General features: G+C 33.8%; 24 protein-coding genes. All 24 read right to left on the bottom strand.

All coding sequences use genetic code 11. The annotated features are described in order from the left end of the window. Positions 1 to 128: L17 family ribosomal protein (locus tag Q1J60_RS09295; protein WP_300346724.1), on the bottom strand; the 128-nt coding region annotated here is incomplete at its 3' end. Positions 129 to 144: 16 nt separating this feature from the next. After that, complete coding sequence (locus tag Q1J60_RS09290) at positions 145 to 1092, bottom strand: DNA-directed RNA polymerase subunit alpha (RefSeq protein WP_300375403.1); 948 nt, start codon at positions 1090 to 1092, stop codon at positions 145 to 147. 84 nt (positions 1093 to 1176) lie between these two features. Beyond that, positions 1177 to 1797: a 30S ribosomal protein S4 gene (gene rpsD, locus Q1J60_RS09285; RefSeq protein ID WP_300375400.1), complete on the bottom strand. Its 621-nt coding sequence runs from the start codon at positions 1795 to 1797 to the stop codon at positions 1177 to 1179. Between the two features lie 23 nt (positions 1798 to 1820). After that, positions 1821 to 2216 (bottom strand): 30S ribosomal protein S11, encoded by a 396-nt coding sequence (gene rpsK, locus Q1J60_RS09280; protein ID WP_003454436.1) that lies wholly within the window; start codon positions 2214 to 2216, stop codon positions 1821 to 1823. A gap of 16 nt (positions 2217 to 2232) precedes the next feature. Continuing rightward, positions 2233 to 2598 (bottom strand): 30S ribosomal protein S13, encoded by a 366-nt coding sequence (gene rpsM / locus Q1J60_RS09275; protein ID WP_300375395.1) that lies wholly within the window; start codon positions 2596 to 2598, stop codon positions 2233 to 2235. Positions 2599 to 2830: 232 nt separating this feature from the next. Continuing rightward, positions 2831 to 2944 carry a 50S ribosomal protein L36 gene (gene rpmJ / locus Q1J60_RS09270; RefSeq protein WP_039312872.1) on the bottom strand — a complete coding sequence of 38 codons (114 nt, stop codon included), beginning with the start codon at positions 2942 to 2944 and terminating at the stop codon, positions 2831 to 2833. Between the two features lie 12 nt (positions 2945 to 2956). Continuing rightward, complete coding sequence (gene infA / locus Q1J60_RS09265) at positions 2957 to 3175, bottom strand: translation initiation factor IF-1 (RefSeq protein WP_003454491.1); 219 nt, start codon at positions 3173 to 3175, stop codon at positions 2957 to 2959. A 7-nt stretch (positions 3176 to 3182) separates the two neighbouring features. Next, complete coding sequence (locus Q1J60_RS09260) at positions 3183 to 3461, bottom strand: KOW domain-containing RNA-binding protein (RefSeq protein ID WP_300346727.1); 279 nt, start codon at positions 3459 to 3461, stop codon at positions 3183 to 3185. Positions 3462 to 3549: 88 nt separating this feature from the next. Continuing rightward, entirely contained in the window at positions 3550 to 4299 is a 750-nt protein-coding gene (map, locus tag Q1J60_RS09255) for a type I methionyl aminopeptidase (protein ID WP_300375389.1), read from the bottom strand. Next, positions 4299 to 4949: an adenylate kinase gene (locus Q1J60_RS09250; protein ID WP_300375386.1), complete on the bottom strand. Its 651-nt coding sequence runs from the start codon at positions 4947 to 4949 to the stop codon at positions 4299 to 4301. The genes map and Q1J60_RS09250 overlap by 1 nt, the downstream gene beginning before the upstream one ends. 26 nt (positions 4950 to 4975) lie before the next feature. Then, positions 4976 to 6253, bottom strand: coding sequence for a preprotein translocase subunit SecY (gene secY, locus Q1J60_RS09245; protein ID WP_300375383.1), 1278 nt, complete (start codon positions 6251 to 6253; stop codon positions 4976 to 4978). A gap of 2 nt (positions 6254 to 6255) precedes the next feature. Continuing rightward, positions 6256 to 6696 carry a 50S ribosomal protein L15 gene (gene rplO / locus Q1J60_RS09240; RefSeq protein ID WP_300375380.1) on the bottom strand — a complete coding sequence of 147 codons (441 nt, stop codon included), beginning with the start codon at positions 6694 to 6696 and terminating at the stop codon, positions 6256 to 6258. 33 nt (positions 6697 to 6729) lie between these two features. Continuing rightward, on the bottom strand, positions 6730 to 6909 hold the full coding sequence (gene rpmD, locus Q1J60_RS09235; protein ID WP_034824315.1) for a 50S ribosomal protein L30: 180 nt from the start codon (positions 6907 to 6909) through the stop codon (positions 6730 to 6732). A gap of 5 nt (positions 6910 to 6914) precedes the next feature. Next, positions 6915 to 7412, bottom strand: coding sequence for a 30S ribosomal protein S5 (gene rpsE, locus Q1J60_RS09230; RefSeq protein WP_003454272.1), 498 nt, complete (start codon positions 7410 to 7412; stop codon positions 6915 to 6917). 20 nt (positions 7413 to 7432) lie between these two features. Then, a complete protein-coding gene (gene rplR / locus Q1J60_RS09225) occupies positions 7433 to 7792 on the bottom strand; it encodes a 50S ribosomal protein L18 (RefSeq protein WP_003454424.1) in 360 nt (119 codons plus the stop codon). Positions 7793 to 7822: 30 nt separating this feature from the next. Then, positions 7823 to 8362, bottom strand: a complete 540-nt coding sequence (gene rplF, locus Q1J60_RS09220) for a 50S ribosomal protein L6 (protein ID WP_003454268.1) — start codon at positions 8360 to 8362, stop codon at positions 7823 to 7825. Positions 8363 to 8458: 96 nt separating this feature from the next. Beyond that, entirely contained in the window at positions 8459 to 8857 is a 399-nt protein-coding gene (rpsH, locus tag Q1J60_RS09215) for a 30S ribosomal protein S8 (RefSeq protein ID WP_003454446.1), read from the bottom strand. 33 nt (positions 8858 to 8890) lie between these two features. Further along, a complete protein-coding gene (locus Q1J60_RS09210; RefSeq protein WP_003470274.1) occupies positions 8891 to 9076 on the bottom strand; it encodes a type Z 30S ribosomal protein S14 in 186 nt (61 codons plus the stop codon). Positions 9077 to 9092: 16 nt separating this feature from the next. Further along, positions 9093 to 9632, bottom strand: coding sequence for a 50S ribosomal protein L5 (gene rplE / locus Q1J60_RS09205; RefSeq protein ID WP_003454431.1), 540 nt, complete (start codon positions 9630 to 9632; stop codon positions 9093 to 9095). A gap of 22 nt (positions 9633 to 9654) precedes the next feature. Next, a complete protein-coding gene (gene rplX, locus Q1J60_RS09200; protein WP_003454257.1) occupies positions 9655 to 9969 on the bottom strand; it encodes a 50S ribosomal protein L24 in 315 nt (104 codons plus the stop codon). A 23-nt stretch (positions 9970 to 9992) separates the two neighbouring features. Continuing rightward, positions 9993 to 10361, bottom strand: a complete 369-nt coding sequence (gene rplN, locus Q1J60_RS09195; protein ID WP_300375373.1) for a 50S ribosomal protein L14 — start codon at positions 10359 to 10361, stop codon at positions 9993 to 9995. A 30-nt stretch (positions 10362 to 10391) separates the two neighbouring features. Beyond that, a complete protein-coding gene (gene rpsQ, locus Q1J60_RS09190) occupies positions 10392 to 10646 on the bottom strand; it encodes a 30S ribosomal protein S17 (RefSeq protein WP_003454312.1) in 255 nt (84 codons plus the stop codon). A 21-nt stretch (positions 10647 to 10667) separates the two neighbouring features. Continuing rightward, positions 10668 to 10877, bottom strand: coding sequence for a 50S ribosomal protein L29 (rpmC, locus tag Q1J60_RS09185; RefSeq protein ID WP_003454396.1), 210 nt, complete (start codon positions 10875 to 10877; stop codon positions 10668 to 10670). Further along, positions 10877 to 11311 (bottom strand): 50S ribosomal protein L16, encoded by a 435-nt coding sequence (gene rplP, locus Q1J60_RS09180; RefSeq protein WP_300375406.1) that lies wholly within the window; start codon positions 11309 to 11311, stop codon positions 10877 to 10879. The genes rpmC and rplP overlap by 1 nt, the downstream gene beginning before the upstream one ends. Between the last annotated feature and the right edge of the window lie 27 nt (positions 11312 to 11338).

Genomic DNA, 11338 nt, shown 5'->3' with positions numbered 1-11338 from the left:
CTTCTAGTTTCCTTAGCTCTTGTTTCAGTAGTTTCTATTTTACCATGCTTTAAGAAGCTTGTAACAAGATTTCTAAGCATAGCTTTTCTTTGATCAGTAGGACGACCTAACTTACGATATCCTGCCATGGCTTTACCTCCTCACCTACTCGTCATTTAGTCTTAAATTTAAGCCTAACTCGTTTAACTTTCTTTCTACTTCTTCTAGAGATTTCTTACCTAAGTTTCTAACTTTCATCATATCATCCATGCTCTTGCCCGCAAGCTCTTGAACAGTATTTATACCTGCTCTCTTTAAGCAATTGTATGATCTTACTGATAAGTCAAGTTCTTCTATAGTCATCTCTAAAGCTTTTTCTTTTTTATCTTCTTCTTTTTCAATCATTATCTCAACATCATTAGCGTTGTCAGTTAAAGTCATGAATAATTTAAAGTGCTCTATAAGAATTTTAGCTGATAATGAAATAGCTTCTTCTATTCTTATAGTTCCATTAGTCCAAATTTCTAATGTAAGTTTATCATAGTCAGTAATTTGACCAACTCTTGTATTCTGAACAGAGAAATTAACTCTCTTTACAGGAGTATATATAGAATCTATAGCAATAGCTGATAATGGAAGATCTTCTGTTTTATTTTTGTTTTGAGTAACATATCCTCTTCCTCTGTTAACTACGATTTCCATATATAACTTACCACCGTTGTCTAATGTAGCAATATGTAAATCTTTGTTTACAACTTCTACATCACCATCTGTTTTTATATCTGCTCCAGTAACAACACCTGGTCCTTGAGCATCAATATAAATAGTTTTTGGTCCTTCACCTTCCATAGTAAGTGCTAACATTTTAAGATTTAAGATTATCTCTGTAACATCTTCTTTAACACCTGTTATTGTTGAAAACTCATGAAGAACTGAATCTATTTTAACTGAAGTTGGAGCCACTCCAGGTAAAGAAGAAAGTAATATTCTTCTTAATGCATTACCAAGAGTTATTCCATAACCTCTTTCTAATGGTTCTATCTCAAACTTACCATATGTTCCGTTATCGTTTGATTCAACACATTGAATTACTGGCTTTTCTATTTCTAACATTTAAAAACCCTCCTTAATATTAAAATGGCAACCTTATGAGGGCAACTGATCCAATTGTAAAAGTACTCTTAAGATCAATAATTATTATTTGCTGTATAACTCGACGATTAAAGTCTCGTTAACTGGTACGTCGATATCTTCTCTTGCAGGCTCAGCAATAACTTTACCTTCAAAGTTTTCAACGTTAGCTTCTAACCATTTTGGTAAAGCTTTTGGATTTTCAGCAAACATTTTAAATCTTTCTGATCCTCTGCTCTTTTCAGAAACTGTTATAACATCGTTAACTGATACTTTGAATGATGCTATATCAACTTTTTTACCATTTACTAAGAAATGACCGTGATTTACTAATTGTCTAGCTTCTGCTCTTGAAGCACCATATCCTAATCTGTAAACAACGTTATCTAATCTCATTTCTAATAATTTAAGTAAGTTTTCACCGGCGATTCCTCTCATTTTTTCAGCTCTCTCATATGTGTTTCTGAACTGACCTTCAAGAACTCCGTATATTCTCTTAGCTTTTTGCTTCTCTCTTAATTGTGTTCCGTAGTTAGATAATTTCTTTCTGCTTGCTCCATGTTGTCCTGGTGCATAACTTCTTCTAACGAAAGCACATTTATCTGTATAACATCTATCCCCTTTTAGGAATAATTTCATACCTTCTCTTCTACATAACTTACATGTAGCTCCAGTATATCTTGCCATTCATTACACCTCCCGTGACGTTACTAAACTCTTCTTCTTTTTGGTGGTCTACATCCATTGTGTGGGATTGGAGTTACATCTTTTATTAAAGTAACTTCTAATCCAGCTGCTTGTAAGCTTCTTATAGCTGCTTCTCTTCCAGCACCTGGTCCTTTTACGTAAACCTCAACGCTTTTTAATCCGTGTTCCATAGCTGCTTTAGCTGCTGTCTCAGCTGCCATTTGAGCTGCAAATGGTGTGCTCTTTCTTGAACCTTTGAATCCAAGTCCACCAGCACTTGCCCATGCTAATGCATTTCCTTTTGCATCAGTTAAAGTAACTATTGAGTTATTGAATGTTGATTGGATGTGTGCTGCACCATGCTCAACATTTTTTCTTTCTTTTCTTCTTCTAGTTTTTTTAACTTTTTGAGCTGCCATTGTCTTCCCTCCTTAACTATTTCTTCTTATTAGCTATTGTCTTCTTAGGACCTTTTCTAGTTCTAGCATTAGTCTTAGTTTTTTGTCCTCTAAGTGGAAGACCTTTTCTATGTCTGATTCCTCTATATGAACCAATCTCAACTAATCTCTTTATATTTAAAGCAACTTCTCTTCTTAAGTCACCTTCAACTGTTAAATCTTTAATGTAGTTTCTTATTAAGTTTACTTCATCCTCAGTAAGATCCTTAACTCTTGTATCAGGATTAACTCCAGTTACTTCAAGAATTTTTTGTGATGTAGGTAATCCTATACCATATATATAAGTTAGACCTATTTCAACTCTTTTTTCTCTTGGTAGGTCGATACCTGCTATTCTTGCCATTAATGTTACACCTCCTGGTAATTAAAATACGAAATTGATTTACATTAAATAAGTAATTCAATTGCTCTATTATTTATATTTAAAATTTTAGGTTGATGATTTTACCCATCACAGCCGCACCTAAAATTTATTTGCTATTATTTAAATGCCTATATAATCATATTTTACTTTTAAATAAAAGTCAATAAGAATTCGCTCCCAATTGACCTTTTTATTATGTTTTATTTACCTATTAGCCTTGTTTTTGTTTGTGCTTAGGATTTTCACAGATTACCATTACTCTTCCTTTTCTTCTTATAACTTTGCACTTTTCGCAAATAGGCTTAACTGATGGTCTTACTTTCATCGCTAACCCTCCTTATTTTGCTCTCCATGTAATTCTACCTCTTGTAAGATCATATGGTGAAAGTTCCACAGTAACCTTATCTCCTGGTAAAATTCTTATGAAGTTCATTCTTAACTTTCCTGAGATATGAGCTAATATTTTATGCCCACTCTCTAATTCAACTTCAAACATTGCATTTGGTAAAGCTTCTAAAACTGTACCTTGCATTTCAATTATATCACTTTTTGACATAAGGTAATCAAACCTCCTTGTTAGTGCTACTAAGCTTTAAAAATCTTTTTATTTTAAGATTTATATTCTTATCTTTTGATATTATACATGATTTTAACTCATCATCCAATATCTCTGTAAGCACTACATGTTTTATTTTTTTCTTTTTTGGCATTTCAATAGTCTTAGTTGCTCCATTTGTCAATAGTAGATCATCATCTACCAATCCAATCACAATATATGATTTTCCTGCATCTCTTCCAGCATTTGAAGTAACTAATCTACCGATTAAATCAGTTTTTTGCAACTTATTCACCTCAAAGATTACCTTAGTCATAAACTACAAATTCCTTATAGGCAAATGTTAATTTATAACTAAGCAATATATATTAAAACTATTTTACAAGTGTTAATATTTCAGGACCATTAGGTAAAATTGCAACTGTGTTTTCATAGTGTGCAGAAAGTTTCCCATCTGCTGTTACTACTGTCCAGCCATCATCTAAAGTCTTAACTCTATATGATCCCATGTTTACCATCGGTTCAATAGCTAATACCATTCCTGCCATTAACTTTGGACCTCTGCCTGGTCTACCGAAATTAGGAACTTCAGGATCTTCATGGACTTTTCGGCCAATTCCATGTCCTACAAAGTCTCTAACAACAGAAAATCCATTGGCTTCAACATATTGCTGTATCTCATTAGAAATATCCGTTAATCTATTGTCTACATACGCCTTCTCTATGCCTTTAAAAAAAGACTCTTCAGTAATTCTAATAAGCTTTTCTGCTTCTTCTGATATATTACCTACACCAAAAGTTCTAGCAGCATCACTGTGAAATCCATTTAGACAAACTCCACAATCAATAGAAACAATGTCTCCATCCTTTAATTCATAACTTCCTGGGAAACCATGAATTACTTGATTATTAACAGATATACATAATGAAGCTGGGAAACCATACAATCCTTTGAAGGATGGTGTAGCTCCATGCTTAGTTATAAACTCTTCAGCTATTCTATCTAATTCCGTAGTAGTAATACCAGATCTTACTTTCTCCTTAAGCAGGTTAAGTGTTTCTCCAAGAATCTTTCCCGCTTTTCTCATTAGGTCGATTTCATTCTCATTCTTAAGAATTATCATTACTTGTCGCTCCCTAATATTTTACAGATACTCTCAAAGACCTCGTTTATTGCTTGTGTTCCATCTACTACTGAAAGTTGCTTTTTGTTTTTATAAAAATCAATTAATGGTTGTGTTTGATTTTCGTACACATCAAGTCTTTCCTTAACTGTTTCTTCAGTGTCATCTTTTCTTTGAATAACATCTGATCCACAAAGATCACATTTTCCATCATTAGCTGGTGGATTAAACTTTATGTGATAACTTGCTCCACATGAAGGACAAACTCTTCTTCCTGTCATTCTTTCAAGTATGAATTCTTTAGGTACTTCTATTAAAAGAGCTGTGTCTATTGACTCTTCCCTTTCAATTAAGAAATTATCTAAAGCTTCTGCTTGGTGAACTGTTCTTGGGAAACCATCTAATAAATATCCATTTTTACAATCATCTTGTTGAAGTCTATCTTTTACCATGTTTATAGTTACTTCATCTGGAACTAACTGTCCATTATCCATGTATGATTTAGCCTCAATACCTAAAGGAGTGTTCTCAGAAATATTTTTTCTAAAAATATCTCCTGTAGATATATGAGGAATTGAATATCTATTACTAATTGATTTTGCCTGTGTTCCTTTTCCTGCTCCAGGAGGACCTAATAAAACTATCTTCACGGGCATCATCTCCATAACTTGTATTTCTATTTTAAGAATCCTTGGTAATGTCTCATTGTTAATTGAGATTCTAATTGTCTCATTACTTCTAATGAAACAGAAACCAGAATTAACAGTGATGTTCCTCCAAACTGTATTCCTTGAAAAGGAGTATAGTTTGCAACTAAAATAGGAACTACTGCTATAATAGCAGCAAAACATCCACCAAACATTGAAATTCTATTTAATACTTTCTCTAAATAAATCTCTGTTGGTTTTCCAGGTCTTATTCCAGGAATGAAACCTGATGATTTATGCATATTCTCAGCCATTTCATCTGGCTTAAATGTTATTTCAGTATAGAACCAAGTAAAGAATATAGTCAATAATGCATATAATACTGGATACATCCAAGTCTTTGCATTAAAAGGACTGTAAGAAGATCCTATAATCCATTGTGACCATCCAGCTTCTGGGAAGAATTGAGCTATAGTTGTTGGGAAACTCATAACAGACATAGCAAATATTATTGCTATAACAGTTGTTCCAATAATACTTAATGGAATATGAGTTGATTGTCCCTTCATCATTTTATTACCTACGGCTTTACCTGCATATTGTACAGTAATCCTTCTTTCAGCTAGTGATAAGTAAACTACACAAGCTAATAAAGCTAATGTAAAGAAAATAAATAATGCTACTTCCACAATATTTATTTTACCTATCTTACTTAAGTTATATATTTGATAACCAGTCATTGGTAAGCTTGATAATATATTTGCAAATATTATCAAAGAAGTACCATTTCCTACTCCTTTAACTGTAATTTGATCTCCTAACCACATTAAGAAAGTAGATCCAACTACTAATGTTAGTAATATTAAAAACATACTAACTGGAGAATTACTTTTAAGTGCACCAACATTGTTAATTATAACATAACTTCCATAAGCAGTGATTGCCCCAATAACAATTGAAGCATATCTAGTTATCTTTTGGATTTTCTTTCTTCCATCATCTCCCTCTTTAGACAATTGTTCTAATTTAGGAACTGCAACTGTTAAAAGTTGCATAATGATTGAAGCATTAATGTATGGTACAACACCTAAAGCGAATATACTAAATCTACTAAAAGAACCACCAGAAATTAAATCATAGAAGCTTACTAAACTTCCTGATTGTGTTAAAGCTTTTAGACTATCTGTATCAATTCCAGGAACAGGAATATAACTTCCCATCCTGAAAATTGCTATTAAGAATACAGTCCAAATTATTTTTTTTCTTAAATCTTGAACCTTCCAGGCATTACGTAGGGTTGATAGCACGATTATTTCACCTCAACTTTTCCTCCAGCTGCAACTATTTTTTCAGCTGCTTGCTTTGATAACTTGCAACCTGTGATAGTTAAGTTCTTTTCTATGTTTCCATTTCCTAAAATCTTAACTCCGTCCATTAGTTTACTTACTACTCTTCTTTCTAATAGTAATTCTGGAGTAACTTCTGTTCCATTATCGAATATGTTTAATCTATCAACATTGATTGTTACAAAATGTTTTGTAAATGGGTTAGTGAATCCTCTTTTAGGAAGTCTTCTGTATAATGGCATTTGACCACCTTCGAATCCAGGTCTAACTCCACCACCTGATCTAGCATTTTGACCTTTTTCACCTTTTCCGGCATTTCTTCCTAATCCTGAACCAGTACCTCTACCAACTCTTTTTGGAGCTGATTTACTACCAGCTGCTGGTCTTAATTCATGAAGTTTCATATGTTATTACACCTCCTCTAACGCTCTATTTAATTATGCTTCTTCAACTTTTAGTAGATAACTTATTTTGTTTATCATACCTTTTATTTGAGGAGTTCCCTCATGCTCTACTGTTTTACCTATTTTTCTAAGTCCAAGGGCATGTGCAGTAGCGATATGGTCTTTCTTTCTACCAATTAAGCTTTTAACTAATGTTACCTTTAGCATCGCTATCCCTCCTAACCTATTATCTCTTCAACAGATTTTCCTCTTAATTTAGCTATATCTTCAGCTGTTCTTAAGTTAGCTAATCCATTGATAGTTGCTTTTACCATGTTTCTTGGATTGTTTGAACCTAATGATTTAGCTCTAACATCCTTTAATCCTGCTAATTCAAGAACTGATCTTGCAGGACCTCCAGCTATAACTCCTGTACCTTCAGTAGCTGGCATTATAAGTACATCTCCTGTACCGAATTTTCCGTGTATTTCATGAGGAACAGTAGTTCCAACTATTGAAACTTCTACTAAGTTTTTCTTAGCATCTTCTATTCCTTTTCTTATTGCTTCAGGGATTTCGATAGATTTACCAGTTCCAACACCAACGTGTCCGTTCTCGTCTCCAACAACTACTAACGCACTGAATCTGAAGTTTCTACCACCCTTAACAACCTTAGTAACTCTGCTTATACTAACAACCTTTTCTTTAAGGTCTAGTGTGCTAGGATCGATTCTCATGTATTTCCCCTCCTTGTAGATTAGAATTTTAATCCGGCTTCTCTTGCTCCGCTAGCTAAAGCCTCAACTCTTCCATGATATACGTATCCACCTCTGTCGAATACTACATCATTTATTCCTTTTTCTATAGCTCTTTTAGCAACTAATTCTCCAACTAATTTAGCAGCTTCTTTGTTGCTTCCTTTAACTTCGATAGCTTTATCTAAGCTTGAAGCAGCTACTAAAGTAACAGCATTAACGTCGTCTATTATTTGAGCATATATGTTCTTTTCACTTCTATATACAGATAATCTTGGTCTTTCTGGAGTTCCGAATACCTTCTTACGAACTCTTAGGTGACGTCTTTCTCTTGCTTCTTTTCTGTCTGCCTTTTTGAACATAAGGTTCACTCCTTTCTATATTAGTATTTATTATTTACCAGTTTTACCTTCTTTTCTTCTTATAACTTCATCAGAATACTTGATTCCTTTACCTTTATATGGTTCAGGTTTTCTCCATGATCTGATGTTAGCAGCAACTGCTCCAACTTTCTCTTTATCGATACCTTCAACGATAACTTTAGTTGTTCCGTCTAATTTGAAGTCTACTCCATCAACTGCTTCAACTTCTACTGGATGTGAATATCCTAAGTTCATAACAAGTTTCTTTCCTTGTAATTGAGCTCTGTATCCAACTCCGTTTAACTCTAAAGTTTTTGAGAAACCTTGACTTACTCCAACAACCATGTTGTTAAGTAAAGCTCTAGTTAATCCGTGAAGTGCTCTGTGTTCTTTAACGTCACTTGGTCTAGTAACAACTACTTGAGCATCTTCTACAGCTATATTAATGTCCTTGTGCATAGCTTTAACTAACTCACCCTTAGGGCCTTTTACTGTAACAACGTTCTCTGGTGTTACAGTAACAGTTACTCCAGCAGGGATAGCTATAGGCATTTTACCTACTCTTGACATAATGCGCACCTCCTGTGAATTTGGTCCTTATATTTTTTTAAATTATCTCTTTGCTTCAATCTATTTAAATCTATGTTATTTTCTCATTCTAAAAAATTACCAAACGTAGCAGATAACTTCTCCGCCTAATCCTAATTTTCTAGCTTCTCTGTCAACTACTAATCCTTTTGAAGTTGATATTAAAGCGATTCCTAATCCGTTTAATACTCTAGGAACTTCATCTTTCTTGCAATAAACTCTTAAACCTGGTTTTGATATTCTCTTTAAACCAGTTATAACTCTTTCATTGTTTGCTCCGTACTTTAAAGTTAATCTCATCATAGGAACTACACCATCGTTGTACTCCTCTACTCCTTTAAGATAACCTTCTTGTAATAATATATTTACGATAGCCTTCTTAACACTTGAAGAAGGTACTTCAACAACTTCGTGTCTTACTGAATTCGCGTTTCTCACACGAGTTAGTAAGTCTGCGATAGGATCTGTCATAACCATTATATTGTGCCTCCTTTCATTCTACTAGTTATATTACCAGCTTGCCTTTCTACATCCAGGAATTTCACCTTTGTAAGCTAATTCTCTGAAGCAGATACGGCAAATTCCGAATTTCTTTAATACAGAATGTGGTCTTCCACATAATCTACATCTAGTATACGCTCTAGTTTTGTATTTAGGTTCTTTTTTCCATTTTTCGATCATTGCCTTACGAGCCATGCGTATCCCCTCCTTATTATTGAGCGAATGGCATTCCAAGGAATCTTAATAATTCTCTTGCCTCTTCGTCTGTGTTAGCACTAGTAACGAAGATTATATCCATTCCTCTTACTTTATCTACTTTATCATACTCGATTTCTGGGAATATTAATTGTTCCTTAATTCCTAATGAGTAGTTTCCTCTTCCATCAAATGCTTTAGCTGAAACTCCTCTAAAGTCTCTTACTCTTGGTAAAGCTATTGAAACTAATTTATCTACGAATTCGTACATATTAGTCTTTCTTAAAGTAACTTTACATCCTAAAGCCATGTTCTCTCTTATTTTAAAGTTAGCAACTGACTTTTTAGCTCTTGTTAATACAGGCTTTTGTCCAGCGATTATTTGTAAATCACTAACAGCTGATTCTAGAACCTTAGGATTGTCTTTAGCTTCTCCTACTCCCATGTTTATAACAACTTTTTCTATTTTAGGAACTTGCATTATATTTTTATATCCGAACTTTTCCATCATAGCTGGAACTACTTCTTTTTCATATCTTTCTTGAAGTCTATTCACGTAAAGTACCTCCTTTCAAATTTTAGAATGTTTCTCCACACTTCTTACATACTCTTACTTTTGCACCGTCTTCTAATAACTTATGGCTTATTCTTGTAGCCTTTTTGCATTTTTCACAGAATAACATAACTTTTGAGCTATTTATTGCAGCTTCCATTTCTATTATTCCACCTTGCATATTTTGTCTATTAGGTTTTTGATGCTTTTTAACTAAGTTAACTCCTTTAACTACTACTTTACCAGTCTTAGGAATTACTCTTAAAACTTCACCAGTTTTTCCTTTATCTTTACCTGATATAACTACTACTGTGTCGTTCTTTCTAACATGTACCTTCATCTTAGCCACCTCCTAATCGTTTATTATAGAACTTCTGGTGCTAATGATAAGATTTTATTGAACTCATTATCTCTTAGCTCTCTTGCAACTGGTCCAAAGATACGAGTTCCTTTTGGTTGCTTATCATCTTTTATTATTACAGCTGCATTTTCATCAAATTTGATGTATGAACCGTCAGCTCTTCTTAGTCCTCTTACTGATCTTACAATAACTGCTTTAACTACTTCGCCTTTTTTAACAACTCCGCCTGGTGTTGCACTTTTAACGCTAGCAACTATTACATCTCCGATATTTCCGAATTTTCTTTTAGATCCGCCTAAAACTCTTATGCACATTATTTCTTTTGCACCTGAGTTATCAGCAACCTTTAGTAAGGTTTGTTGTTGTATCATGAAATTAACCTCCTTTCAGACTTTAGAAAACTATTTTGCTTTCTCTACTATCTCAACAAGTCTCCATCTCTTATCTTTTGATAATGGTCTAGTTTCCATTATAAGAACTCTATCTCCGAATCTAGCCTCATTATTTTCATCATGAGCTTTGAACTTAGTTGTTCTGTTAACAGTTTTTCCGTATAGTGGATGTCTAACCTTTGTTTCAACGGCAACAACGATAGTCTTATCCATTTTATCAGAAACAACTCTACCTAATCTCTTTTTTCTTAAATTTCTTTCCACAGCGGTTACCTCCTTTCAGGATTACTGCTCAATCTTTAACTCTTCTTCTCTTATGATTGTTTTGATTTGAGCTATTGATTTTTTTACTTCTCTGATTCTCATTGGGTTTTCTAATTGACCTGTAGCTAATTGGAATCTTAAATTGAATAACTCAGCTTTAAGGTCTCCTAATTTCTTTATTAAATCTTGAGGATTGCTTGTTCTTAGTTCTTTTAACTCTCTAGCTTTCATTATTCTTCACCACCCATTTCCTCAAAATCTTTTCTTGTAACGAACTTAGTCTTTACAGGAAGTTTGTGTGAAGCAAGTCTCATAGCTTCTCTTGCTTTCTCTTCATCAACTCCAGATAACTCGAATAAAACTCTACCTGGTTTAACTACTGCTACCCAGTATTCAACTGAACCTTTACCTGAACCCATTCTTGTTTCAGCTGGTTTCTCAGTTACAGGTTTATCTGGGAATATTTTTATCCAAAGCTTTCCGCCTCTTCTTATATATCTATTGATAGCTATTCTCGCAGCTTCTATTTGGTTACTAGTGATCCATCCACAAGTTGTAGCTTGGATTCCGAAATCTCCGTAAGCTAGAAAGTTTCCTCTAGTTGCCTTACCTTTCATTCTACCACGTTGTACCTTACGATGTTTAACTCTTTTAGGCATTAACATGTTATATTCCTCCTTTCTTAGTGCATC

Origin of the sequence: Clostridium sp., from assembly GCF_029258205.1 — a bacterium.
Lineage (GTDB): Bacteria > Bacillota > Clostridia > Clostridiales > Clostridiaceae > Sarcina.
Note: the sequence above shows the minus strand (reverse complement) of the source record. Positions and strands in the feature narration are given on the sequence as shown.